The organism is Bradyrhizobium sp. sBnM-33, from assembly GCF_032917945.1.
GTDB lineage: Bacteria > Pseudomonadota > Alphaproteobacteria > Rhizobiales > Xanthobacteraceae > Bradyrhizobium.
The window spans coordinates 1,438,306-1,462,171 of record NZ_CP136624.1 but is presented as its reverse complement, the minus strand read 5'-3'; the positions used below and the strand labels follow the sequence as shown (position 1 = coordinate 1,462,171).

The following is a 23,866-nucleotide window of genomic DNA, read 5'->3' as shown; positions in this document are numbered from 1 at the left end:
GAAAAAACGGACCCATGGACTTGAGCTGATCGTCTGTCGCTGGAGCACCATCATCGCCGCCTCCTATGTCGTCGGTTTGGTATCGGATTTGCGTCGCGGCTTTCGTCGACCGTTGCCGGGACGGGCGTAGGAATCGTGAGCTTCGATCAGGCGCACCAGCATATCCAGAAGGGCCGTGCGCTCGGCTTTCGAGAGTGGGGCCAGCAGGCGCTCCTGCGCGGCGAGCAGGGACGGGCGCAACCGGTGGCGCAAGTCAGCGCCCCGCCTCGTTCCGTAGAGCTGGCGCGCCCGTCGGTCATCGGGATCGATCTCCCGTTTGACCAGGCCTTTCTGCTCGAGAAATTCGATCATTTGGCCGAAGGTGACCGCATCGACACCCATGCGGGCCGCAAGCTGCCGCTGGCCGCTTCCCGGCTCCTCTAGAACGGCGGACAAGACTCCCCAAAGCATGGGCGTCAATGCTTCGTGCACGAGAGTTTCGGCCGTGACACCAAGACAAATCTGATGAAATCGGCGGGCTAAGTGAGCGGGCACCCTATGCGAGGGGAGCACCGGAGACTTTTCGGTCCGTCCAGAGCGAGTCTCGTGCATGGTTCACTCAATAGATAAGAATACTAATGATAAGAATACATACTATATCCGTTGTCAATGGCTGTCCTGCGCGAATCTCGCCGGGGCTCGCTTACGACGCGCCAAGGACCTGCGCTTTGTTTCCCCACTCACTACGGGAGGGATCTATCAGCGTCTGGGACCTACTCGATGCAGACGTCTGGTTTGATCAAACGCGGACCTTGGCCCTGCCCTATCCTCTATCTGCGTGACCTTCGAATGCGGACATCGCCGCCGACAGCGTTCGATTCCCCTTTGTGGCAGGAAGAGCATCGCCAATTCGCTTGCGCAGGTTCGACAACTCCGTTCGGATGACAGTGCACAGTCGCGTCGGGTAAGACTGCGGCCGAACGCAACTGTCCGCGTCGCTTCTTGACAAAAAAATTTGTCAATGTACGCTACCGCCATGATCGATATCGAAGTGATCAGCGATCCGGCGGTTGCAGTTGCGGCCCTTGACCCTATTCGAAGCGCGTTGCTGGCCGAACTCGCAGAGCCCGCGTCGGCGGCGATCCTGGCGACGCGCCTGGGGCTGCCTCGTCAGAAGGTGAACTATCATTTGCGCGCGCTCGAAGCCTGCAGGTTGGTCGAGGTCGCGGACGAACGGCAGTGGGGCGGATTGACCGAGCGGCTATTGGTGTTATCGGCCAAGTCGTTCGTTGTTTCGCCAGAGGCGTTAGGCGCGGTCGCAGCCGATCCGAAGCGCAGCAAGGATCAGCTCGCGGCCAGCTATCTGATCGCACTCGGCGCCCGGATCGTTCGCGAAGTCGGCGATCTCTGGAAACGTGCGCGGAAAGCCGACAAGCAGCTTGCGACCTTGTCGATCGATACAGAAATTCGCTTCGCCTCGCCTGCTGCCCGCGCCGCGTTCACGCGTGAGCTGACACAAGCCATCACCGAGCTGGTCAGCCGCTACCACGATGCGAACGCTTCGGGAGGCCGTAACCATCGATTGGTGATCGTGTCTCATCCCTTCCCTCAAACGTCCCACTGAAAGGACAGACCATGCCCGTGAAGAAGGAACCGTCTGGCCGTCGCAGCGTCGAAGCCAAGGTTGAGGTCCCCGGCACACCCGAAGAGGTATGGCAGGCGATCGCGACGGGTCCCGGCATTTCGTCGTGGTTTGTGCCGACGACGTTGGACGAAAAGGTCGGCGGCGAAACCAAATCGAGCTTTGGTCCGGGAATGGATTCCGAGGCCAAGATCACCGCTTGGGAGCCGGCCAAGCGTTTCGTCGCCGAAACAGAGGAAGGACCTGGCACAGTAGCCACCGAGTGGACCGTCGAAGCCAAGGACGGCGGCACCTGTGTGGTCCGGGTCGTTCATAGCTGGTTCGCCAATACGGACGATTGGGATGACCAGTTCGAGGGGCACACCTACGGCTGGATCGCATTCTTCCAGAACCTGCGGCTCTATCTGGAGCAATTCCGTGGGCAACACTCGACGACAGTGGCACTGTCCGCGATGTCGAATGGCAGCGATGCCTGGAGTCGCCTGGTCGGTCCGCTCGGATTAGCTGACGCAAGCGCCGGCACACGCTTTGCGACACCGGCTGGAGTGCCCGAGCTACGCGGCATCGTGGAAAACGTCAGTCCTCCTCAGTGGCCAGGACTGCAATTGCGGCTCGAACACCCCGCACCCGGCATCGCACATCTCTTTGCCATGCCGATCGGAGGGCCTATCCTGCTGACGGTCCGTCTCTACCTCTTCGGAGAGGCCGGGCGCGCTGTGGCCAATCACGTCGAGGCCGATTGGCGGCGTTGGCTCGATCGTGAATTCCCACCACAGACGTAGCGGCTGACGGTTCGGTCATTCCGGCAAGCCACTACGGGGCGTTAGCAAGTTGGCGCGACATCGACAGGATGGCGTGCATAGTCTCGGCCGGTTGCAGCGTCGGATGCAGATGCGTGCCTTTCAGCGTTGTTACTGGCCATCCCCGCCGTCGCGCTTCCAGGGTTGCGTGATCGTAAATGGGCGAGCATTGAATGAACCCGACCGGAACGTGGTCCCACGAGAAGGCGATCGGGTCTCTCGCCAAGAGGTCCAGGCCAACGAGGGACGTGCGCTTGATATCGCCCGCGAACCATCGTGACCAGATCGGAAGCGTTCCGTCGCTGGCTGCGATGCTTCTTATAAAATCCCGCAGAGCAGGTCGGACGGGCGAGGCAGCGCCTCGCGATGGCGGCACCTCTCCGTCGACGATAACAACGCCACGGCAGGGTAGCCTGCGCGCGAGATCTGCGACCAGCACACTTGCAGAGCTGTGACCGACCAATATCGGTTCGTGGCACGAGGTGATGCGCTGGAGCAGGTGGGACGTCCAATCACGCCAAGCCGGCGGCGGCTGGTTGTCGAGCACATCTGGCGTCTGAACATCGTGTCCTGATTTTCGCAACTCTTGTGCTGTAGGCTCCCAGCTCGACGCCCGAACCAACGGACCGGGTACAAGAACGAAATTGAGGCTCATACGAATTCCGCAAACTAAATTATGCTCAGCGCTATGATACCGCCGAGCGTTGCGAGCGCACAAGTTCGCTACGCCAAGCTCGTGGCCAACCATCGCGTTTTCATCGAGCTCGCTTCAATTCGAGCTTGGCTGCCTGCCAATCAGTTCCCACCCTGCCACCGCCACCCCCTATACAATTGCGGCATGACAGAAGTAGCCAGATGAGAATGCCGCACCCGGCCGTTTTCCTCTAAGCCAGCGCTTAAGGCCCGCACATCGGCTCAGGCGAGCTTGATGTCCCAGAGGCCCGCTTCGCGGCAAGCGATCAGTTCGTCGCGAAGCAGATCGCTCACGAGCGCAATTGCAGTCGAGCCGGGATGATCGATGGGAGACGCAAGGGTCAGTTCGCGCATCGGCGACGGTTTTGATATCGCCGCAGTTTCCAGCCGGCCGCTGGTGACTTCGTGGCGCACCGAGGACGGCGGCAGCAGCGTGTACCCCAGCCCTTCCTCGACAAGGCTGGTCAGCACGCGGAAGGAATCGGCTTCCAGCTTGACGTCGAGCTTGATTTTCTTCTTCGCCGCCGCCTGCTCGATCAGCGCCCGGAGCCCGTGCGAATGACTGGGGAGCACGAGGCGCTGCTTCAGCAGCCAGCCGATATCGACCTGCTTCCTCTCGGACAGCCCGCTGCCGCGCGGTCCGACGGCAACGATGGGATCGCGGCCGAGGCTTTGCACGGAAAGATGCAGGTCGCTCGACGGCCCGTAGATCAGCGCCAGATCCATCTCGCCGCGGTGCAGCCATTCCGTCAAATGGCCGCTGTAACTCTCAACGATGCAGAGCGAGATGCCGGGATACTTGTCGACCGTGCGCCGCGCGAGCCGCGCCGAAATCACGCAGCTCACGGTCGGCACCAGCCCAAGCACCACCCGGCCCGAGGGCGGGCCGCCGGCGGACTGGATCTCGTCGCGCACCTGATCGATCTGCCGGACGATGCCGGCGGTGCGCGCCAGCAGCAGCCGGCCGGCCTCCGTCAGCACCATGCCGCGGCCGTTCCGCGTGAACAGCTCGGCCCGCAGTTCATGCTCGAGCAGCTTGATCTGGCGGCTCAGCGCCGGCTGCGCCACCCGCAGCGTATCGGAGGCCTTGCTGAGGCTGCCGAGCTCCGCCACGCAACTGAAGGTCCTGAGCTGCCGGATATCCATTACTTGCCAATCTTCGAAGGCAGGTTCATACGCTATAACAATTCAGCATAGGTGCTCAGCCGCAGTTTCACAACGTTCCGCATCCCTAAGCAATTGACATCAACCCGCATCCATCGCCAGAAAACCCAATGACCGCACAAGAGCAACAAGACGAATTCCACGACATCCGCGACGCCGTCGCAAAGCTCTGCGCCCAGTTCCCCGGCGAGTACTGGCGCAAGCTGGATCGCCAAATGGCGTATCCGAAGGAGTTCGTCGACGCGCTCACGGAGGCCGGTTACCTCTCGGTGCTGATCCCCGAGGAATACGGCGGCTCCGGGCTAAAACTGTCGGCCGCAGCTGCGATCCTCGAAGAGATCCAGCGGGCGGGCTGCAACGGCGGCGGCTGCCACGCCCAGATGTACACCATGGGCACCGTGCTGCGGCACGGCAACGATGCCCAGAAGGCGAAGTACCTGCCCGGGATCGCTAGCGGTAAATTGCGACTGCAGGCGTTCGGCGTCACCGAGCCGACCAGCGGCACCGACACCTCCTCGCTGAAGACCGTCGCCAAGCGCGACGGCGACCACTACGTCGTCAACGGCCAGAAGATCTGGACCAGCCGCGCCGAACATTCCGACCTGATGATCCTCTTGGCGCGCACCACTCCGAAGGAGCAGGCCAAGAAGCGCACCGATGGCTTGTCCGTGTTCATCGTCGACATGCGCGAGGTCAAGGGCAAGGGCCTCGAAATCCGCCCGATCCGCACCATGATGAACCACGCCACGACCGAAGTGTTCTTTACGGACATGCGCGTGCCGGCCGAGAACCTGATCGGCGACGAGGGCAAGGGTTTTCGCTACATCCTCTCCGGCATGAACGCCGAGCGCATTTTGATCGCCGCCGAATGCATCGGCGACGCCAAATGGTTCATTGCGAAGGCCACCGCCTACGCCAAGGAGCGCGCCGTATTCGGCCGCCCGATCGGGCAGAACCAGGGCATCCAGTTCCCGATCGCGAAAGCCTACGCCGCGATGCGCGCGGCGGAGCTGATGGTGAAGGAAGCCACCCGCAAATACGAGGCCGGGCTCGATTGCGGCGCAGAAGCCAACATGGCCAAGATGCTGGCGGCGGATGCCTCCTGGGAAGCAGCCAACGCCTGCGTGCAGACCCATGGCGGGTTCGGTTTTGCGGAAGAATACGACGTCGAGCGCAAGTTCCGCGAGACGCGGCTCTATCAGGTGGCGCCGATCTCGACCAATCTGATCCTGTCCTACGTCGCCGAGCATGTGCTCGGCCTGCCCCGCTCCTACTGAGAACGTCAGATGCTGCCATTGGAAGGATTGATCGTCGTCTCCGTCGAACAGGCGGTCGCAGCCCCATTCTGCAGCTCGCGGCTTGCGGACGCCGGCGCGCATGTCGTCAAGGTCGAACGCCCCGAGGGCGATTTCGCCCGCGGTTATGATGCCGCCGCCAAGGGCCAGAGCAGCTATTTCGTCTGGCTCAACCGCGGCAAGAATTCCGTAGTGATCGACCTCGCGACCAAAGAGGGCCGCGCTGAACTCGAAGAGCTGATCGCAAGCGCCGACGTGCTGCTGCAGAACCTCAAGCCCGGATCGATGGACAAGCTCGGCTTCTCGCTGGATCGTCTGAAGAAGGATTATCCCGCGCTGATCTGCTGCACCATCTCGGGCTATGGCGACGAGGGCCCCTATGCCGACCGCAAGGCATACGATCTCTTGATCCAGGCCGAGAGCGGACTTGCCTCGATCACCGGCGGCCCCGAGGGCCCGTCGCGCGTCGGCATCTCCGTCGTCGATATCGCGACCGGCGCCACCGCGCATGCGGCGATCCTCGAGGCGCTGATCGCGCGGGGACGCACCGGCCGGGGCGCCGATATCCGGATCTCGATGTTCGACGTGATGGCCGACTGGATGGCGGTGCCGCTGATCAATTCGGAAGCCGGCAATCCGCCGAAGCGGATGGCGCTGGCCCATCCCTCGATCGCGCCCTATGGCGTGTTCAATTCCAGGGACGGCAAGGGCATCTTGATCTCGATCCAGAGCGAGCGCGAGTGGAAGAAGCTCTGCGCCGAGGTGCTCGATCAGCCCGACCTGCCCAATGATCCGCGCTTTGCCAACATGGTCGAGCGCGTGCGCAACCGCCAGCTCACCGACAAGGTGGTCTCGGATAGTTTCGCCTCGATGATGCGCGCTGAACTCTTGAAGCGCCTCGACGAGGCCGACATCGCCTTCGCCGAGGTCAACACGATGGCCGACCTCTCGGTGCATCCGCATCTGCGCCGCATCGAGGTCGATACGCCGAACGGCCAGGTGAGTTACGCCGCCCCCGCCGCGATCTTCGTCGGCGAGCCCAGGCACTATGGCGCGGTGCCCGCCATCGGCGACCATGTTGAACTGCCCAAAGCTCCCCGTATCAGGAGCCGCCAGTTATGACAGAAGCTCTCAACCTCGATCATCTGCGCCAATGGATCGGCCGCAGCACCGAAGCGTCAGACATCGTCACCGCGCAACTGGTGAAGGGCTTGCGCGCCACCCTGTTCCAGGACATCGGCGACCCTAAGACGGGCGACGCCGCACCCTGGACCACGCATTGGTGCCTGGCGCAGCCGGTGTTTCCGATGTCGCAGCTCGGCCCGGACGGCCATCCGACCCGCGGCGGTTTCCTGCCGCCGGTGCCGCTGCCGCGCCGGATGTGGGCCGGCGGCGAAATCGAATTCCTCCAGCCTTTGCGCGTCGGCGATGAGACGACACGCACGTCGCGCATTTCAGACGTGACGATGAAGACGGGCTCCACCGGCGTCCTGTGCTTCGTCTCCGTCGAACACACGATCACGACGCCGCGCGGGGTTGCTATCCGCGAGCGGCAGGACATCGTCTATCGCGACGTTGGGAGCGCTGCCGCCGCTTCGCCGCCGAAAGCTCCTCCGCCGCCGCCGGTCGCACGGCATCGCGAAACCCATGTCAGCGATCCCGTGCTGCTGTTTCGTTACTCGGCGCTGACCTTCAACGGCCACCGTATTCATTACGATCGCGACTACGTCACCAAGGTCGAGGGCTATCCCGGCCTGATCTTTCACGGCCCCTTGCAGGCCGCGCTGCTCGTTGAATTCGCCGCCAAACTTCACGGCGACAGCGCGCCGAAGAAATTCAGTTATCGCGGCCTGCAGCCGCTGTTCGAAGGCAGCGAGTTCTCGATCAACGCCAACGAAACCCACGCCGGCATGGAGCTGTGGATCGCGAATGCGGAAGGGCAGCCGACAATGAACGGCACGGCGACGTGGTGATTTTCACCGTCATTGCGCGCCAACGGGTCGGCGCGAAGCGCCGCCCGATGACAGGCTCCGCGAAGCAATCCACACCTCCCCGCAGGAAGCATGGATTGCTTCGTCGCTTTGCTCCTCGCAATGACGGAGTATGCAGCTAGATCTGGGAGTCCCAATGTCGTCCCGCAAACCAGCCAAAGCCGCTTCCGTCACCGTCAAGGACGCCACCTTCAGCCTGCTGCGCGCTTTCGGCATCAAGCGCGTGTTCGGCAATCCCGGCTCCACCGAACTGCCCTTCCTCAGCGACTGGCCCGATGACATCGACTACGTGCTCGGCCTGCAGGAGGCCTCCGTCGTCGGCATGGCTGATGGCTATGCGCAGGCGACCCGCAATGCCGGCTTCGTCAATTTGCATTCCGGCGCCGGCGTCGGCAACGCGCTTGGCAACATCTATACCGCCCATCGCAACCAGACGCCGCTCGTCATCACAGCCGGCCAGCAGGCGCGCTCGATCCTGCCGCTGCAGGCCTTTCTCTATGCCGAGCGCGCCTCGGAATTTCCGCGGCCCTATGTCAAATACAGCGTCGAGCCGGCGCGCGCCGAAGACGTGCCGGCCGCGATCGCGCGCGCCTATTACGTCGCGATGCAGCCGCCCTGCGGGCCGACCTTCGTCTCGATTCCGATCGACGATTGGACGCGCCCGACCCAGCCGGTCGAGGCCCGCCACGTCAGCCGCGAACTCGGCCCCGATCCGCAAGCGATGAAGGCGCTGGTCGCAGCACTCGCAGCCAGCAAGCGCCCGGCCCTCGTCGTAGGCCCCGCCGTCGACCGCGCCGAAGCCGTCGACCTCATGGTGAAGGTGGCGGAGAAGGCGAAGGCTGCCGTCTGGGTCAGCCCGTTCTCGGCGCGCTGCTCGTTCCCGGAACGCCATCCGCAATTTGCAGGCTTCCTGCACGCCTCGCCGGGACAGCTATCGGACGCGCTGCGCGGCCATGACCTCGTGGTCGTCATCGGCGCGCCGGTCTTCACCTTCCATGTCGAGGGCCATGCCACGATCTTCGATGGTGCCACCACGATCTTCCAGATCACCGACGATCCCGATGCCGCCGCGGTCACGCCGTCGGGCGCCAGCATCGTCGCCACCATGAAGCCCGCACTTTCAATGCTGCTCGACCTGCTGCCGGAAACCGCGCGCGCGATCCCGGCAGGCCGCGTGCTGCCGCCGGCCCCCGCAGCGGCCGATCCGCTCCCGGTCGAATTCCTGCTGTATCAGCTCTCGCAGGCCATGCCCGACAATGCAGCACTAGTGGAGGAAGCGCCCTCGCACCGCCCGGCGATGCAAAAGTTCATGCCGATGCGCGGCCAGGATAGTTTTTACACCATGGCAAGCGGTGGCCTCGGCTACGGCCTGCCCGCTGCCGTCGGCATCGCGCTCGGATGCCCCGGCGTCCGCACCGTCTGCCTGATCGGCGACGGCTCGGCGATGTATTCGATCCAGGCGCTGTGGACGGCGGCGCGGCGCAACCTGACACTGACCGTAGTGGTCATCAACAACGCGGGCTACGGCGCGATGCGCTCGTTCAGCCAAGTGATGCAGGTGCGCAACGTGCCGGGTCTCGAGCTGCCCGGCATCGATTTCGTGAAACTCGCGGAAAGCATGGGCTGTCACGCGGTGCGGGTGACGAAATCATCCGAACTCGCGGGCGCGCTCAAGCACGGGCTCTCTCATGACGGCACCAGCCTGATCGAAGTGATGGTCGATTCCGCCGTTCCGCTGCTCTATGCGCAGAAGGGGTAAGTTTGACCCCCGTAGCCCGGATGGAGCGTAGCGCAATCCGGGACAATTTCATCCGCGGATGCGCCTACCCCGGATTTCGCTTCGCTTCATCCGGGCTACACGCTGCTCTACGCGCAGAAGAGTTGAGGCACGCCTCTCTCCACGTCATTGCGAGGAGCAACGCGACGAAGCAATCCATTTTTTCTTTACGCGGTGAGATGGATTGCTTCGCTGCGCTCGCAATGACGTGGAGACGCCGTCACCCGCGCACCGCGGCGATTTCACCCGCGAGCCGGCTATAATCGGCCCAGACCAGATTTAAAAATAGCGGCGGCTCCTGCGCGGCTTGCAGCATCTGCGCGTAGCGCTGCTTCGCGCCGTCCATCTCCCACCATCGCTGCGCCGATATCACAATCTTACGGAAGTGATTGAGCGTTCCCGAAAATTGTCGGCGGTCGGCACCGGCAAGACCGGCGCAATGATTGAGCCAGTTGAATCCGGCGATGACGGCAATCGCCAGGTCGTTCATGGTATCGCCGGAGAACTCGATCACCGTCTCTTCGTGCGGCCGGTGCCGAAGATAGGCGTCCAGTATCGCGGCTTGCGAGTCCGGCTCGGCGAGCAGCTTGAATTCGCCCCTGGGCACCATCAAGAGATAGCGGAAAGCTTCCAGCCGCGTGTGATCGCAGACCGTCTGCTTGTCGGCACCCGTATCCGGCGATTTCCGCTTGCAGGCCGGATAGACCCAGTTTCCGTTGTCGGCCTCGTCGAGATATTGTTTGCCCTGCTTCTCGATGTCAGCCAGCAGCGCATGCGGAGCATCTGGCGTCGCAGAGGCTCGTCCGAGTAGCCTGGCATACCAGCTCATGACCCTCATTTGATTCAAAGGTTCGTCTATTCGCCCGCGAGTTCCGCACGCGGCGTTTACTTGACGTTGTTCTACGTTCGCACGAGAATTCGGCATGGGGCAACCATGGAGTGAACGCCATGAAACAGCCAAGCCTCAGAAAAGCTGCCCTCGCGGTCTCCGTCTTCGCATGCGCTACCATGCTCTCGTTTGACTGGAGCGAACAAAGGAGCGCTTCGCTATCTATCGAGCGCGCGCAGGCACAGACGGTTGATCCGTTAACCCCGGCGCCGCGCGTTACCCGGCGGCAGGCGCGGCGGGCCGCGGCCGGTGCCGCCGCAGTGGGCGCCGGTGCTGTCGCAGCCGGAGCGACTGCCGCCTACTACGGCAGCGGTCCCTACGCCTACTACCGCGGCAACGGTCCCTACGCCTACCAGGGCGGCGGCGCTCCCTACGCCTATTACGGCGGTCCGGGCGTGTGGAGCCAAGACTACGCAACGCGCAACGGCATCATCTGCCAGCCCGGCACAATGGTCCGCCTGGACGATGGCCTGATGCACAGGTGCCAGTAAGAGAGAAGTGACGCGAAATTCTCTCCTCCGTCATTGCCTGCGACAAACGCGAAGCGTTTGCGCAAGGGAGCGACGCGACGAAGCAATCCATTCTTTCCTCACGCGGAGAGATGGATTGCTTCGCTTCGCTCGCAATGACGGGAGGCGTAGGAGCCACCCCTCATCCTGAGGAGCGGCGTCTTCGCCGCGTCTCGATGGATGAGGCCCCAGTCCGGGCCTCATGGTTCGAGATGCGCTACGCGCTCCTCACCATGAGGGTCAAACTATTTGCCATAAGCTTCCCGCATCTTGGCCTGGATCTTCGCCATGCCCGCGATCCAGCGGTCGTAATTCTCGGTTTTCTTGCGCATGTAGCCGAGCACCTGCGGGTGCGGCAGGATCACGAAGGTTTCCGCTTCCAGCCCCTTCAGCACGTCCTGCGCCACCTGCTCCGGCGAGAGATCGCCGTCGCCGGATTGCGGGCCCTTGGGGATCGAGCGCAGCATGTTGGTATCGACGCCCTGCGGGCACAGGATCGAGACCTTGATGTTGTCGGCCTTGTGCGAGATCGCGAGGTTTTCGGCAAAGCCGACGGCAGCATGCTTGGTGGTCGAATAGGCCGGGCTGCCGACCTGCGACAGCAGGCCTGCCGCCGAAATCGTGTTGAGGAAATAGCCGCCGCCGCGGGCCTTCATGCGCGGAATCAAATGGCGCGCCGCATAGACATGGGCCATGACATGAACGGCCCAGCTTCGCTGCCACGGTTCGTCGGAGTCTCCGCCGGCATTTACCGACAGTGGATCGAAACCGCCGCCGATGCCGGCATTGGAGCAGAACAGCGCAATCGGGCCGAATTGATGCTCGGTCTCCTCGATGACGTGATAGACGTCCTTCTCCTTTCCGACATCGCATTTGAAGGCCGCCCCACCGATCGGCGTGGCGATGGCTCGCGCGCCATCGGGATCGATATCGGCGACAACAACCTTGGCGGCGCCTGCACGATGGAAGGCCTCGCACATCGCCTTGCCGATACCGTTGGCGCCGCCGGTGACAACCACGACTTTGCCCGTCACCCGCATGGCCGCCCTCCCCGTCTTCTAAAGTTCTACGTCAGGATCATCATATCGAGAATAGCCGTATAATGGCAGGCGGCGCCGAGCAAGACGAAGCCGTGCCAGATCGCGTTCTGGAAGCGCAACCGCTGCCAGGCATGGAAGATCACCCCAAGGCTATAGAGCACGCCACCCGCCACCAAAAAGCCCAGCGCCAGTGGCGGCACCGCCTTCACCACGGCGTCGTAAAGCGTGACGCCGCTCCAGCCCAACGCGAGATAAAGACCGACGGCCAAACGGTCGTATCGCCCCGGCAGCGCCAGTTTCAGCACCACGCCGGCGATCGCAATGCACCACACCCCGATCAGCAGCGCGATCGCGAGATAGCTGTCCCTCAGCTCCACGATGAACGGGGTATAGGTTGCGGCGATCAGGAGATAGATTGCGGAATGATCGAAGCGCCGCAGCACCCATTTGGCGCGCGATACCGGCCAGAGATTATAGATTGCCGACAAGGTCAGCATCGCGAGCAGGCCCGCGACGTAGACCGACACCACGGTAATTTCGAACGCACCGGCATAGACCGCCGTCAGCACGATCAGGGTGGTGGCGGCGATAAGCCCGAAACAGACGCCGACGATATGTACGACGCCATCGGCGATCAGCTCGGCGCGGTCGTAGTTCCAATGCATAGCGCCCGCCGCCGCATGGATCGATGTCGATGCGAATTGCTTCAGTTTGAATATGGTCATGCAGGCCCGTGAAAGCTGGTGAGGAGCGATTAGGACATGGGGGTTCCAAGGTCAACGAACCGTTGGCGCCGCCACCCTCAAAGGCTGTCGTCATGCGCTTTGGCGAACGATGCCAGTATCCCATCGTCGTGGCATTTTCGTGCTCCCGGTAACCGCCGGATATCCCGGGGGGATCGCCCTCTTCAGGCGATCACAAGCGCTTGATTTCAGCCCGCCAATCGCCACTTCTCCGGTAATTGCACACCAACGCCTCTCTCGAGCTTTCCGCCCGTATGCCTCCCAGTTTTTCAGAAATCATCGAGGAAGCGCGCCTGTCGGCGCGGGCACTGCTGGATTACGGCGACAGCTTTTTCAATCCCACCGTGCGGCTCGGCGTCACCGGCCTGTCGCGCGCCGGCAAGACGGTGTTCATCACGGCGCTGATCCACGGCCTGACCCGCGGCGGCAGGTTTCCGGTTTTCGAGCCGTATGCCTCGGGGCGGATCGCGCGCGCCCGGCTCGAGCCGCAGCCGGACGACGCGGTACCGCGGTTCGATTATGAGAACCACGTCCGCACCCTGATCGAGGAACGGCGCTGGCCGAACTCGACCACTGACATCTCTGAACTGCGCCTCGTCATCGATTACCAGCGGCAGAATGGCGCGGACCGCACGCTCACCATCGACATCGTCGATTACCCCGGCGAATGGCTGCTCGACCTGCCGCTGCTCAACAGGAGTTTTGAGCAATGGTCGGCCGAAAGCCTTGCGCTGTCGCGCGAGGGCCCACGCGCAAAGCTCGCCGCGCCGTGGCACGAGCATCTGGCGACGCTTCAGCCCGGCGGCCGCGAGAACGAGCAGGCGACGCTCGCCGCCGCAAAACTGTTCACCGATTATCTGCGCGCCGGCCGCGACGAACGTTTTGCCATGAGCCTGCTGCCGCCCGGGCGTTTTCTGATGCCAGGCAACCTCGCAGGATCGCCGGCGCTGACCTTCGCCCCGCTCGACGTGTCCATTGACGGCACCGCGCCCGACGGTTCGCTGTGGGCGATGATGCGGCGGCGCTATGAGGCCTATAAGGACGTCGTGGTACGTCCGTTCTTCCGCGATCATTTTGCGCGGCTCGACCGGCAGATCGTGCTGGTCGATGCGCTCGCGGCCTTCAATGCCGGGCCCGAAGCGCTGCACGATCTCGAAGCCGCGCTTGCCGGCATTCTCGATTGCTTCCGGATCGGCCGCAGCACCATCCTGAGCAGCCTGTTTCGTCCGCGGATCGACCGGATTCTGTTTGCCGCCACCAAGGCCGATCATCTGCACCATTCCAGCCATGACCGGCTGGAAGCCGTGCTGCGGCGCGCCGTCGCCAAGGCGGCCGACCGCGCCGAGTATGCCGGCGCCGCCATCGACGTGGTCGCGCTATCAGCAGTACGCGCCACGCGCGAGGCAATGGTTGCGCGCGGCCGGGAGAAGCTGCCGTCGATCCTCGGCACGCCCGCATCGGGCGAGGCCGCCAATGGCGATACCTTCGATGGCGAGACCGAAGTGGCGACCTTTCCGGGTGATCTGCCCGCCGATCCTGAAGAGCTGTTCAAGGGCGGCTTTCGCGGCCTTTCCAGCATGCCGTCCGACAGCGCCGATTTCCGCTTCCTGCGCTTCCGGCCACCGCTGCTGGAGCGCACCGGCAAGGACGAGCCCGCGCTGCCTCACATCCGCCTCGACCGCGCCCTTCAGTTCCTGATCGGAGACCGACTGCAATGAGCGAGAAAACGCCGCATCGGCGGCCGGCGACATTCAAGCTCGGCGACCCCGGCGTCATCGTGATAGATCCGGAGGAGACCGGCCGCCCTGCCCGCGGTACGGTGCAGATCACGCCGGAGGCAGATCCCGCAACGCTACCTGTACCGGTCGATGCGCCCCGTGCGCCGCTTCGCCGCGGCTTTCGCTGGGGCGCGCTGTTCTGGTCGGCCGTCGGCGGGCTGGTGCTGCTCGGCACAGGGCTCGGCGTCGTCAATCTGATCGAGGATCTGTTCGCGCGCAGCCAGACATTGGGCTACGTCGCGCTGGCATTTGCGGTGGCAGCCGGACTGGCGCTGACCGTCGTCATCGCGCGCGAAGCGTTCGGCCTGGCGCGGCTGGCGGCGATCGAAAAGCTGCACCAGCGCGCCGCCGAGGTGCTGCGCAGCGACGACCGCGCCGAGAGCCGTGCCGTCGTTAACGACTTGCTCAAGCTCGCGCATCAAAACCCGCAACTGGCGCGCGCCCGCGCCACGCTGGCAGGCCACGCCGACGACATCATCGACGGCGCCGACATGATCAAGCTGGCCGAGCGCGAACTGATGGCGCCGCTCGATGAAGAGGCGCGCCGGCTGGTTTCAACGGCCGCACAGCGCGTTTCGGTCGTGACCGCGGTGAGCCCGCGCGCGCTGATCGACGTGCTGTTCGTGTTCGTCGCCGCAATGCGCTTGATCCGGCAGCTGGCGCGGCTCTATGGCGGCCGGCCCGGCACGCTCGGCATGCTCAGCCTGTTGCGCCATATCATCGGCCATCTCGCCGTCACCGGCGGCATGGCGGTGGGCGACAGCCTGGTGCAGCAGATGCTCGGTCACGGCATCGCCGCAAAACTCTCGCAACGGCTCGGCGAGGGCGTGCTCAACGGCCTGCTCACGGCAAGGCTGGGATTAGCCGCGATCGACGTCACACGCCCCTTGCCGTTCACGGCACTGCCGCGCCCTGCGCTCTCCGATCTCGCCAAGGATTTGCTGAGCAAGCGCGAGGATGAGGCGTGAGGTTCGATTCCGCTAGGGCGCGCCCTTGAATCGAACCGACGAAAACAAGACGAGCAAGTTATCCCACAGCCCTTGATCGGTGTTGCACACTTAGTTGCCCGCCCACAGCGCCCGAAGACCTTCTCCGTTCGCGCATCAACGAGCTATCGAAAGTGGGCACACCAACCAGAGGCGTTGGCGAACGTCCGTCTGGGTTCGCATAGCAGACTCAAGTCGGGCATCATGCCACGTCCGGAAAGGGCCCAGAAGTGGACCCGTTGCAACCTTTGGAGCCGACTTTGGTGGTGGATTGCTGGGCCAGTCTGAAATAGGCTGGTTCTGCGGGTAGGGAAATCTCATGGCTGAAATTCATCCCTTTTATCTGGCCCATCGCGACGCAATGGAAGCCGCCATGCGCCAGCGCCTCGATCTTGCCGAAACGATGTTGCGCGAACGCGCGCAGCTCTCCGACATAGGCAAAATCAGGCAAGAAGTGATGGATGAGTTCGAAATCGTGCTCATTCAGATGCCCTATGTCGGTGGTGCGGCTAGTCGCATGAGCGACTTCTTCATGCGATTAATGGGCTTTATGGCTATCGGGCGCGTGCTCCGTCGGCATTGCGTGGCGCTCCCCGTAATCGGCGATATCGAACGAGAAAGCTACAAGGCTCAGTTGCTGACCGTGCCGGAGGCCAAACGGCTCGCATCGGGGCGTCAATTCATGTCTCCGGAAAATCGGGCCCTTCTGCGCGAGCAGGCGGCAAAAAGCCACGCGGAAGAATATCCGGAAGATTTCGTCTATGATTTTGTCGAGCCCGGCCCAGGCGATAATTTTGAGTTCGGCATCAATTACAAGGCGTGCGGCTTCTGCAAGTTCGCTGGCCGACACGGAGATCAAGAAATCCTGCCACACATTTGCGGGTTAGATTTCGAGGCTTACGCGACACGGGGCATTCGCCTCGAACGGACACAAACGCTGGCCGGCGGCGCAAGCCATTGCAATTTTCGGTTCTCGCGGCTCGAGCCAGAATAGGCTACGCCTAACGTCGGCTTTGGTCATTCGCGTCGGTTTGATCGCACATGGCGACTTCCTGTCTACTCCGGTGAACGGACATTCTCAGGACACGCGGGCATGTCTCAAATGTCCCAACAGCGGACCTTCACAACGCGCCGGAAGGGATGCGAGTTTACCTGTCGCCGCCAGGGAGTCCCGATTGGAAGACCGACCTTCGGAATTGTCCCGGTGGAATACCAAACTCGCGCTTGAATGCGCGATTGAATGCCGCTTCTGAATCGTACCCGACCTCCGCGGCTACATGTAGCACCGCCTCCCCCGTCGTCTGCAGCATTCTTGCGGCGAGCTGCAATCGCCAGCGTGCCAGATAGGTTAGTGGCGGCTCGCCGAGAAAGCGGGAGAACCTCTCGACGAGGACCGAGCGCGAGGTCCCGGTCTCGACGGCAAGCTTGTCCACAGTCCAATGATGCCGAGGCTTCCGGTGCAGAAGTGCCAGCGCACCGCCAACGACCGGATCGCGCGCGCCCGCAAGCCAGCCGGTCTGCTGCGGCGGCAACGCCTCCATGTAGCGGCGCATGGTCTCGATGAAGAGCGCTTCCGCCATCTTAGAGAGGAGGACCGATCGCCCCGGTCGCCCCGATCCAGCTTGGGAGACAAGATGACGAACCGAGTTCTCCAGCCATTCGCCGGCCGGGTCGCCGCGGAGATTGATCTTAATCATCAGCGGCAAGCCGGCCAGGAAAAGCCGATCCGCATGCCGCTCGCAGCCGAAGTAGCCGCAGACAAATCTGGTCGTCTCGCCGCCGCCGCCCAACCGCATCGTGGTGAGATTGCCCGCCAGGAATTCGCCGAGCGAGGCTCCGCTATCGAGGAAGGTCGACGGCGAGCCGTTTGAAACCGTGTGCGCGTCGCCGTGCGGGATGATCAGGATATCGCCCGCACCGACGGCTATATCCTCTTCACCCGGGAAGCGCACGACCGCCTTTCCATCGGTGACCAGGTGATAGCTGACCAGTCGCTCGGTCCCGGGGGCAAGCAGGTGAGCGACCTTTTGCAGTTGCGGCACCTGGAAACCCCAGGGGGCAGTGCACTCCGCGTGATAGAAGATGGCGCCGGTCATGCGCACCGAGGTCAGCACCTCCGATAGGGCATCCATTTGCTTGCTCCGGCGAGCGTGGACCCTGAATACGCTGCAAAGAAGTACGGATTTCCAGCAAAGTTTGGGATTCGGATTTCGGGTAGCTTTGGGCCTTAAGGCCGGCCGCCGCTACCAGTCTGCCTAGGCCGGCACGTAATATTTGGTGGGAGGTTTCGATGCGCAAGGCATTTGACATGATTGTTGTAGGCGCGCGCTGCGCCGGTTCGCCAACGGCGATGTTACTGGCCCGCAAAGGGTATCGGGTACTGGCGGTGGACCGCTCATCATTCCCGAGCGACACCATCTCCACTCATCTCCTGCATCCCCTCGCTGTGAGTGCCCTCTCGCAATGGGGACTGCTCGATCGGTTGGTGGCGACCGGATGCCCACCTATCCACACCTACTCCTTCGACTTTGGCGCTTTCACGATTTCCGGAGCCCCAGGCACGGACGAGAATCCAATCGCCTATTGCCCGCGGCGGACGATTCTCGACAAGCTGCTCGTCGACGCCGCGGCCGAATCCGGTGCGGAGATCCGTCAGGGTTTTACCGTCGAGGAGATTATTTTGGAAGGCGAACGTGCGGTCGGCATCAAGGGTCGATCCAAGCAGGGCGGTTCCGTCACCGAGTATGCCGACGCTATCGTTGGGGCCGACGGACGACACTCAATGGTCAGTGAGGCGGTCCACCCTGAACATTACCGCCAGAAGCCGCCACTTTTGGCTGGTTACTACAGCTATTGGAGCGGGCTGCCCATGAACGGCCGATTTGAAACCTATATTCGCGAGAAGCGTGGATTTGCGGCAATCCCGACCCACGACGACCTTACGCTCGTAATTGCCGGATGGCCGTACGCGGAGTTTGCGAAGAACAAGAAGGACATCGAGAGCAACTATCTCAAAGCAATCGATTTGGCGCCAGACTTCGCGAAGCGGCTGCGCAGCGCAACACGCGAAGCGCCGTTCGCGGGCACGGCCGTCCCGAACTATTTTCGAAAGCCCTACGGCCCCGGTTGGGCTCTCGTGGGGGACGCCGGTTACAACAAGGACTTCATTACCGCACAGGGAATTCTCGATGCCTTCCGCGATGCCGAACTCTGCGCGACAGCACTCGACGAGTCTTTCTCAGGCGCACGGCCATTCGAGGATGCCATGGATGAATATCAGCGCACCCGAGACGCGCAGGTTGGGGCGATGTACGAATTCACTTGCGATCTCGCAACGCTGGAGCCGCCGCCACCCGACCTGCAACGGCTGCTTGGGGCGGTTCACGGCAACCAAGTGGCCATGGACGGATTTGTACGTCTGAACGCCGGTACGATTTCGCCGACGGAATTTTTTGCGCCGCAGAATACCGCAGCGATCTTTGCCGCTGCGGCTTCGAGGGCTCACAGCGTGGGTGCTACTGCTGAAAGTAGCCCTTGATTCAGTCAGAGAGCGTAGCTGATCCGTTGCGGCTCAGTCCGCAATGGATCAATCCAGACTTCGAGCAGCGCAGTCAAGAGGTCCGCTTTGCCCTCTGGACCGGACATCGCGAACGCTCGACGCTCGGGTGTTGGCGGAATGACATCCCTGCCCCTGTTGCACAGTTTGTCGCACACAAAGTGCGGCAAGCAAGTTCAAGAAGACGAAGATTCCAAAATGATATCGGCTTTTCAAATATCAAGCCGAAGTTGAAGTCGCGCCGCTAGGGAGCGCGAGTCATTTATTAGGTGGGAAGACCTAGCTCTTCCCATCGTAATCGCCTCCCTACCCGCGTTAGTTGCTCAGCTCGCCTAATCAACCTAAGGAATTAGATTTCTCAAGTTCCATAGCTTAGCATCGTCTCGAAGTCGTTTTTTAATAATTGCTTTTTTGGGGCCTCATTGGGAATGGGCACAGCGCCTCAGCGCTCAGCTCTCTTGGCATTGGTTTCAGCCTGGACACGATCGTGGTTCTGGCTCCTGTGCACAGACCTTTATCCCGCGCTGGCTGCGGCGGCTCTGCCGTGGTCTACCACCGCAGTGGTTGTGTTTATGTCCGTCTGGATCGTCGTCATGCTGCCGACGATAGACTACGACACATTCGTCAAAGTCCTGGCTCATCCGGCTGCGCTTTTGCCTGTTGGGCTAGCCGGGTTGGCGATCCTTGGAATGCTATGGGCAGACGATACGTGGAGCGCGAGGATTCAAGGGGTAAGCCCCGTTGCAAAGCTCCTGGTAATTCCATTGCTGCTTTTTCACTTTCAGCGGTCTAAACGCGGACATTGGGTTTTCCTGGCCTTTCTCGCGTCCTGCTCGATGCTGGTAGCGACATCGTGGGTCCTGTATTTCTTGCCGGACTTAACTGTCGCAGCAGGCAAACCTCTGGGCGTTCCGGTTAGAAACTACATCGATCAAACTCAGGAATTTTCCCTCTGCATCTTTGCATTGGCGGCAGTCGTGGTCAGCCTCGTAGCGAAAGGACGCCACGCAATGGCTCTGGCATGTACGGCGCTGCTGCTCACCTTTTTTCTTAACATGACGTTTGTCGTGGTAGCGCGAACCGCGGTGATATATATCCCGGTGCTGGCAGCGCTGTTTGCGATAAAATTCCTCAGCGCGAGAGCCGCGATTTCCCTACTTGTTCTCGGGGGACTGGCTAGCGGGCTGATCTGGTCAACATCGCCGTACCTTCGCTGGCGCGTCGAACGGACCGTTCATGATTTCAAACTAGCCCGTGATACTGACATAGCTACCTCGAATGGGGAGCGTCTGGCATATTGGCGAACTTCGATCGATGTGATCGCAAAGTCACCAATTTTCGGGCACGGCACTGGATCAACCAAGGAAATTTTCAAGGCGGCAGCGCAGGGCAAGAGCGGGGAATGGGCGAACTCCGTCCGCAATCCTCATAATCAGATACTCTACGTATCGATACAATGGGGTCTAATCGGCAGCATAGTGCTCCTGGCAATGTGGTATTTCCACCTAGCGCTATTCTCTGCGACCACGCTGATCGGGTGGATCGGACTAATAGTCGTGGTGCAAAATTTTCTGAGTTCAATGCTTAACTCGCACTTATTCGACTTCCACGAAGGCTGGATTTATGTGCTTGGTGTTGGTGTCGCAGGCGGGTACGCGATTCGTCAGAAGGCCGAGAATTTCTATTCCTTAGGGCAGCGATCGTCACCTTGAGGTGCAGGGAGCCGGAAAATGGAAACAGCGATCTGGATCGTACTTGGAATCGGGATCCTCTATTTGGTTGTTCGTTTGTCACTGTCTCTGCTCTTCAGGCGTGAGCGCTACAAGTAATTGCGGTGCCTTGGCCGCAAAGAAGGGAGGCGGCTTTAGGTGGTTGGTGAGCCAGCTGAGCAAGCGCGACGATGAGGCGTGAGGTTCGACTTCGTAGGTGGGCAAAGGCGCACTTGCGCCGTGCCCACCATCTCTCGGCAGACCGCTATCGTAAATGGTGAGCACGCTTTCGCTTTGCCCACGCTACGCAACTCGAACTGATTTGCGGCGCGCAAAAGCGAAAAATTCAATGCGCGGCTGCGACCAATTGGCACGACGGGCAAATCACCCAAAGTCTGTCCAGACCTTCTTGCAAAAATATTCCGCTTAACAGGCCGGGCAGATCAGCCGCATAACTCCGCCCGTCTCACCCGATGGAGGGGCGGCTCGCGATCGTCACGAACGTGCGGTGGGATGCGATGGACGCGAGAGGTGCGCAAGACGTACGCGCCTGAAGCGTACGGCGAAGTCGTGTGGTTCTGGCGCCGCGGTGCTGGCGTTAAGTCCTTTGGAAGCGAAGCTTCTCGGGGGCGACGGTGGCAAGAAAGCCGTTCACCGGGGAGAGCACGAAGTAAGCCGTAAAGCCATTGCGAAGGTGTGGGCGCAAAAAGCTCAGATAATTCAACGCGATGTCGTGGCAGTGTCCTCGTTTGTGTCCCGAACCGCCTGGAGCTGGAACAGCTGTGCAAAACTCTGTGATGCACCGCCACGAACACTTTTACCCGTTCTAAGACCGGCGGGCGACAAGCCGATCCTCGCCAAACCGGCCAAGGATGTCTCGTGGGTCAAAGCGGTCTGCTAGGCAGGCCGCTCAAGAAACTCAGATGCTCGTTTCTCAGTTCGATTTGCACCTTGGCGCGTCGGGCACAATCTCACAAAGCTCACTGATCATATGCGTAGGAAGACCCGCTGCACCCGCGCATGAACGGTCGAGCAACCTCCTTCCGGCGATGGGACGGAGAGGATAAAGGGTCGCCTCGGGCCGGACCGCGTCAAGCAGCCGCCGCGTAATGCCGCGAGCTAGGTACGTCGCACCGTCAGTGTTACAGGCCATATCAGTAAGAAAAGCAGCGAGCTTTCCAGAATATTCGCTATCTTCGGCGACTCGCGCGACGATTCGCCAGTCCTCCTGGGGGAAAACCGCCTTAGGAGATGTGGGCGCCAACTCCAGACGGAAAGGTAGAAGCGCCCGTATCTCATCGCTGGTGGCCAAGGCGGCCTCGCGCTCGCAGATCTCTGATTGGCGTAACGAGCAATTCACATCGCGGACGAGCACGGAGTTGCGGAAGTCGGCGAGATGAAGCCGAGCAGCTAAGCTGTCGAGCGGCTCCAGCACAGTCCAGCTTAGATTGACTTGTCCAAGATCCGCGCCGATTAAATTGGCCGCTTTCAGGTCGACGCCCAGCCCGGTACTAACAACGCGGCTGCCGCGCAGATCCACTTCGGCGAGGACGGCGCCATTGAAGCGCGTGGCAACTGCGTTCACCGCGCGAAGGCTGGCGCCACGAAGGTTTGCGCTTTCCAGGTCCGTGTCGAAGAGATCGGCACCGTCGAGCGCAGCACGAGCAAGGTCGGCGTTCGTAAGATTAGCGTTGCGGAGGTCTGCCCCGCGAAGATTGGAAGACGAAAAATCTGCAAGCTGGGCATCTGCTGAGGGCAGCAAGGCGTCCACCAATGAGGCATTGTCTAGCCGAGCCCGAGCCAGCCGCGCGCCTGAGAGGTCGGCGCGATCGAGCTTAGCTTGCCGGAGGGATGCGCGTTCTAGGTTGACGCACGCCACTCTATCTATGCAACCTAGTCGAGCTTCTGTCAGTTCGGCTCCATCGAGCATGACCCCACTGAGGATAGATCCCTGAAGGTCTGCACTGGCTAGCTGGGCCCGTGCCAGATACGCGGAGCGTAGATCGCGGCCGCGGAACTCAGAACGGCGGCGCGATTCACTATTGGTTATCTGAAAATTCGGCAGGACTAAGTTCCTGGCGAATGGACTTGTCGTGATCCCACGGACATGATCGATTGGCCCCTCGAACAGGATCGCAGTCGGCCGCCAGGTCTGCGGCCCTGGTTTGCACTCATCGTCCGAGGGGGCCTCGCCGCTGCTGGTGGCAATCCCGCTCAAATCTAATTCCCGCGGCGCAAGTTTACTTGCATCCCAGCGTGGCATGGACTCGCGCCAAGTCGACCAGTCTAACAGCTCGACAACTCGGCCCGGATGCGGCGACTCCTCCGTGGATTCCGCCAGGCGGGAGCACTCTGCACTCCGCAGCATTCCAGTCTTCAAAAGCATCCGTTCCACGCCTTCGTCGGGCACAGTTGCAATCAGAACTGATAATAAAGCGACTACTAATGCGAGTGCTGGCAGCGCGAGGGCGGTGAGTGTCGACGTGAGGCGGGTAAGGCCGCGCGGCCTAGCTGCAGTTGGTGGATACGAGCGCGGCCATAAGGCCCACAGCAGTGCCACGTCGACAAGCAGGCAGCCGCGGTGCCACCAAGTCATCGCTTCGGCGTGATACGGAAGAAAGCGTACCTGGAAGGCCAGGAGCAGGATCACCGGTGCCAAAATAACGGTGACCCAAACCATGAGCCTAACAAGGCCGGCCTGGACCGGGCCCTTGTGCGGACCGGCGAGCATCTGGGTCAGTGGGAAGCCATCGAGGCGCTGGCGGAAGGCGGTGCGCTCGGACCGCACCCGAAGCTCATGCTCAATCCCGACGTTAAGCGCGTGCAACTTTGAGGCGAGCAGATAGAGATGGATCAAAAGATAGAGGTGAAAAATGATAAAAAAGAGCGGTGCTACCCAATAAAACGTGAAGAGGTTAAGGTCCACGTCGAGAAGTGGTAGCCGGACCGGATTTTCGAGAAGCAGGTCGCGATGGGTGGTGGCTCCGACAGTAATTGCCAGGTATGTGCCGAACAGCAGGAATGTGACCCAGATATTGCGCGCCTGGCTGCTCGCCGTTTCCGCAGCGCTGAAAAGCTTCTCAAGCGGCTCGCCCGTCACCATGGTGCTGCCATGCTCCGGCCAATTACTTCCCGATCTCGACTGAGCCGACTGTTCCGGGATGGCCTCAGTCGACGGATGAGAGCCTGCTACTTCGCCGAGCCGTGGTCAATCTGGCTCCGCGCCGCGCCGACCATCGACTGGCACAAAAGTGAGCGGCAATCGTGCTGGACGGAAGTGTGGCGGAGAGGTGAGCGGCTACGTGGCGGTCGGCA

20 protein-coding genes are annotated in these 23,866 nt (G+C 61.8%); 12 read left to right on the top strand and 8 right to left on the bottom strand.

Annotation, left to right across the window (positions count from 1 at the left end; all coding sequences use genetic code 11):
- Window positions 1-63: 63 nt before the first annotated feature.
- Window positions 64-450: a MarR family winged helix-turn-helix transcriptional regulator gene (locus tag RX328_RS43255; RefSeq protein WP_410734015.1), complete on the bottom strand. Its 387-nt coding sequence runs from the start codon at window positions 448-450 to the stop codon at window positions 64-66.
- Window positions 451-1,000: 550 nt separating this feature from the next.
- Between RX328_RS43255 and RX328_RS06855 the strand changes: the two genes are divergently transcribed.
- Together RX328_RS06855 and RX328_RS06850 are read left to right on the top strand one after the other, a co-directional pair.
- A complete protein-coding gene (locus RX328_RS06855) occupies window positions 1,001-1,603 on the top strand; it encodes a winged helix-turn-helix domain-containing protein (RefSeq protein ID WP_249726918.1) in 603 nt (200 codons plus the stop codon).
- An 11-nt stretch (window positions 1,604-1,614) separates the two neighbouring features.
- The gene (locus tag RX328_RS06850) at window positions 1,615-2,403 is read left to right on the top strand and encodes an SRPBCC family protein (RefSeq protein WP_213254093.1); all 789 of its coding nucleotides are present in this window, start codon (window positions 1,615-1,617) and stop codon (window positions 2,401-2,403) included.
- Window positions 2,404-2,434: 31 nt separating this feature from the next.
- On the opposite strand, the gene RX328_RS06845 is transcribed toward RX328_RS06850, so the two are convergent.
- Both RX328_RS06845 and RX328_RS06840 read right to left on the bottom strand, forming a co-directional pair.
- Window positions 2,435-3,076 (bottom strand): alpha/beta fold hydrolase, encoded by a 642-nt coding sequence (locus RX328_RS06845; RefSeq protein WP_213254094.1) that lies wholly within the window; start codon window positions 3,074-3,076, stop codon window positions 2,435-2,437.
- A 260-nt stretch (window positions 3,077-3,336) separates the two neighbouring features.
- A complete protein-coding gene (locus tag RX328_RS06840; protein WP_213254095.1) occupies window positions 3,337-4,260 on the bottom strand; it encodes a LysR substrate-binding domain-containing protein in 924 nt (307 codons plus the stop codon).
- Between the two features lie 128 nt (window positions 4,261-4,388).
- Here RX328_RS06840 and RX328_RS06835 point away from each other — a divergent pair, with 128 nt between their 5' ends.
- From RX328_RS06835 to mdlC, 4 genes are all read left to right on the top strand, one after another.
- Window positions 4,389-5,555 carry an acyl-CoA dehydrogenase family protein gene (locus RX328_RS06835; RefSeq protein ID WP_057857527.1) on the top strand — a complete coding sequence of 389 codons (1,167 nt, stop codon included), beginning with the start codon at window positions 4,389-4,391 and terminating at the stop codon, window positions 5,553-5,555.
- 9 nt (window positions 5,556-5,564) lie between these two features.
- Window positions 5,565-6,695, top strand: coding sequence for a CaiB/BaiF CoA transferase family protein (locus RX328_RS06830; RefSeq protein ID WP_213254096.1), 1,131 nt, complete (start codon window positions 5,565-5,567; stop codon window positions 6,693-6,695).
- Window positions 6,692-7,546 carry a MaoC family dehydratase N-terminal domain-containing protein gene (locus RX328_RS06825; RefSeq protein WP_213254097.1) on the top strand — a complete coding sequence of 285 codons (855 nt, stop codon included), beginning with the start codon at window positions 6,692-6,694 and terminating at the stop codon, window positions 7,544-7,546. The genes RX328_RS06830 and RX328_RS06825 overlap by 4 nt, the downstream gene beginning before the upstream one ends.
- Window positions 7,547-7,700: 154 nt before the next feature.
- Window positions 7,701-9,323, top strand: coding sequence for a benzoylformate decarboxylase (gene mdlC / locus RX328_RS06820; protein WP_213254098.1), 1,623 nt, complete (start codon window positions 7,701-7,703; stop codon window positions 9,321-9,323).
- 238 nt (window positions 9,324-9,561) lie between these two features.
- Here the strand turns inward: mdlC and RX328_RS06815 are convergent, their stop codons facing one another.
- Window positions 9,562-10,170: a hypothetical protein gene (locus tag RX328_RS06815; RefSeq protein ID WP_213254099.1), complete on the bottom strand. Its 609-nt coding sequence runs from the start codon at window positions 10,168-10,170 to the stop codon at window positions 9,562-9,564.
- A 119-nt stretch (window positions 10,171-10,289) separates the two neighbouring features.
- Here RX328_RS06815 and RX328_RS06810 point away from each other — a divergent pair, with 119 nt between their 5' ends.
- On the top strand, window positions 10,290-10,721 hold the full coding sequence (locus RX328_RS06810; RefSeq protein ID WP_213254100.1) for a hypothetical protein: 432 nt from the start codon (window positions 10,290-10,292) through the stop codon (window positions 10,719-10,721).
- A 263-nt stretch (window positions 10,722-10,984) separates the two neighbouring features.
- Here the strand turns inward: RX328_RS06810 and RX328_RS06805 are convergent, their stop codons facing one another.
- The gene (locus RX328_RS06805; RefSeq protein ID WP_213254101.1) at window positions 10,985-11,779 is read right to left on the bottom strand and encodes an SDR family oxidoreductase; all 795 of its coding nucleotides are present in this window, start codon (window positions 11,777-11,779) and stop codon (window positions 10,985-10,987) included.
- Between the two features lie 26 nt (window positions 11,780-11,805).
- The gene (gene trhA, locus RX328_RS06800; protein WP_213254102.1) at window positions 11,806-12,504 is read right to left on the bottom strand and encodes a PAQR family membrane homeostasis protein TrhA; all 699 of its coding nucleotides are present in this window, start codon (window positions 12,502-12,504) and stop codon (window positions 11,806-11,808) included.
- Between the two features lie 272 nt (window positions 12,505-12,776).
- Here trhA and RX328_RS06795 point away from each other — a divergent pair, with 272 nt between their 5' ends.
- From RX328_RS06795 to RX328_RS06785, 3 genes are all read left to right on the top strand, one after another.
- Window positions 12,777-14,240 (top strand): YcjX family protein, encoded by a 1,464-nt coding sequence (locus tag RX328_RS06795; RefSeq protein ID WP_213254103.1) that lies wholly within the window; start codon window positions 12,777-12,779, stop codon window positions 14,238-14,240.
- A complete protein-coding gene (locus RX328_RS06790) occupies window positions 14,237-15,268 on the top strand; it encodes a YcjF family protein (RefSeq protein WP_213254104.1) in 1,032 nt (343 codons plus the stop codon). Before RX328_RS06795 ends, RX328_RS06790 begins: the two co-directional genes overlap by 4 nt.
- Before the next feature lie 337 nt (window positions 15,269-15,605).
- Window positions 15,606-16,280 (top strand): L-2-amino-thiazoline-4-carboxylic acid hydrolase, encoded by a 675-nt coding sequence (locus tag RX328_RS06785; RefSeq protein ID WP_213254105.1) that lies wholly within the window; start codon window positions 15,606-15,608, stop codon window positions 16,278-16,280.
- A gap of 154 nt (window positions 16,281-16,434) precedes the next feature.
- Here RX328_RS06785 and RX328_RS06780 read toward each other — a convergent pair whose 3' ends face one another.
- Entirely contained in the window at window positions 16,435-17,418 is a 984-nt protein-coding gene (locus RX328_RS06780; protein ID WP_213254106.1) for an AraC family transcriptional regulator, read from the bottom strand.
- Window positions 17,419-17,576: 158 nt separating this feature from the next.
- Between RX328_RS06780 and RX328_RS06775 the strand changes: the two genes are divergently transcribed.
- Both RX328_RS06775 and RX328_RS06770 read left to right on the top strand, forming a co-directional pair.
- Complete coding sequence (locus RX328_RS06775; RefSeq protein ID WP_213254107.1) at window positions 17,577-18,824, top strand: NAD(P)/FAD-dependent oxidoreductase; 1,248 nt, start codon at window positions 17,577-17,579, stop codon at window positions 18,822-18,824.
- A gap of 590 nt (window positions 18,825-19,414) precedes the next feature.
- On the top strand, window positions 19,415-20,554 hold the full coding sequence (locus RX328_RS06770) for an O-antigen ligase family protein (protein WP_213254108.1): 1,140 nt from the start codon (window positions 19,415-19,417) through the stop codon (window positions 20,552-20,554).
- A gap of 931 nt (window positions 20,555-21,485) precedes the next feature.
- Here RX328_RS06770 and RX328_RS06765 read toward each other — a convergent pair.
- The gene (locus RX328_RS06765; RefSeq protein ID WP_213254109.1) at window positions 21,486-23,654 is read right to left on the bottom strand and encodes a pentapeptide repeat-containing protein; all 2,169 of its coding nucleotides are present in this window, start codon (window positions 23,652-23,654) and stop codon (window positions 21,486-21,488) included.
- Between the last annotated feature and the right edge of the window lie 212 nt (window positions 23,655-23,866).

What these genes read in the sequence shown, in the direction of transcription:
- RX328_RS06850 (WP_213254093.1), top strand. Translation starts at nt 1,615, where the DNA reads ATGCCCGTGAAGAAGGAACCGTCTGGCCGTCGCAGCGTCGAAGCCAAG.
- trhA (WP_213254102.1), bottom strand. Translation starts at nt 12,504, where the DNA reads ATGACCATATTCAAACTGAAGCAATTCGCATCGACATCGATCCATGCG.
- RX328_RS43255 (WP_410734015.1), bottom strand. Translation starts at nt 450, where the DNA reads ATGCTTTGGGGAGTCTTGTCCGCCGTTCTAGAGGAGCCGGGAAGCGGC.
- RX328_RS06845 (WP_213254094.1), bottom strand. Translation starts at nt 3,076, where the DNA reads ATGAGCCTCAATTTCGTTCTTGTACCCGGTCCGTTGGTTCGGGCGTCG.
- RX328_RS06790 (WP_213254104.1), top strand. Translation starts at nt 14,237, where the DNA reads ATGAGCGAGAAAACGCCGCATCGGCGGCCGGCGACATTCAAGCTCGGC.
- RX328_RS06775 (WP_213254107.1), top strand. Translation starts at nt 17,577, where the DNA reads ATGCGCAAGGCATTTGACATGATTGTTGTAGGCGCGCGCTGCGCCGGT.
- RX328_RS06840 (WP_213254095.1), bottom strand. Translation starts at nt 4,260, where the DNA reads ATGGATATCCGGCAGCTCAGGACCTTCAGTTGCGTGGCGGAGCTCGGC.
- RX328_RS06815 (WP_213254099.1), bottom strand. Translation starts at nt 10,170, where the DNA reads ATGAGCTGGTATGCCAGGCTACTCGGACGAGCCTCTGCGACGCCAGAT.
- RX328_RS06765 (WP_213254109.1), bottom strand. Translation starts at nt 23,654, where the DNA reads ATGGTGACGGGCGAGCCGCTTGAGAAGCTTTTCAGCGCTGCGGAAACG.
- RX328_RS06830 (WP_213254096.1), top strand. Translation starts at nt 5,565, where the DNA reads ATGCTGCCATTGGAAGGATTGATCGTCGTCTCCGTCGAACAGGCGGTC.
- RX328_RS06805 (WP_213254101.1), bottom strand. Translation starts at nt 11,779, where the DNA reads ATGCGGGTGACGGGCAAAGTCGTGGTTGTCACCGGCGGCGCCAACGGT.
- RX328_RS06810 (WP_213254100.1), top strand. Translation starts at nt 10,290, where the DNA reads ATGAAACAGCCAAGCCTCAGAAAAGCTGCCCTCGCGGTCTCCGTCTTC.
- RX328_RS06780 (WP_213254106.1), bottom strand. Translation starts at nt 17,418, where the DNA reads ATGGATGCCCTATCGGAGGTGCTGACCTCGGTGCGCATGACCGGCGCC.
- RX328_RS06795 (WP_213254103.1), top strand. Translation starts at nt 12,777, where the DNA reads ATGCCTCCCAGTTTTTCAGAAATCATCGAGGAAGCGCGCCTGTCGGCG.
- RX328_RS06825 (WP_213254097.1), top strand. Translation starts at nt 6,692, where the DNA reads ATGACAGAAGCTCTCAACCTCGATCATCTGCGCCAATGGATCGGCCGC.
- RX328_RS06785 (WP_213254105.1), top strand. Translation starts at nt 15,606, where the DNA reads ATGGCTGAAATTCATCCCTTTTATCTGGCCCATCGCGACGCAATGGAA.
- mdlC (WP_213254098.1), top strand. Translation starts at nt 7,701, where the DNA reads ATGTCGTCCCGCAAACCAGCCAAAGCCGCTTCCGTCACCGTCAAGGAC.
- RX328_RS06855 (WP_249726918.1), top strand. Translation starts at nt 1,001, where the DNA reads ATGTACGCTACCGCCATGATCGATATCGAAGTGATCAGCGATCCGGCG.
- RX328_RS06770 (WP_213254108.1), top strand. Translation starts at nt 19,415, where the DNA reads ATGTCCGTCTGGATCGTCGTCATGCTGCCGACGATAGACTACGACACA.
- RX328_RS06835 (WP_057857527.1), top strand. Translation starts at nt 4,389, where the DNA reads ATGACCGCACAAGAGCAACAAGACGAATTCCACGACATCCGCGACGCC.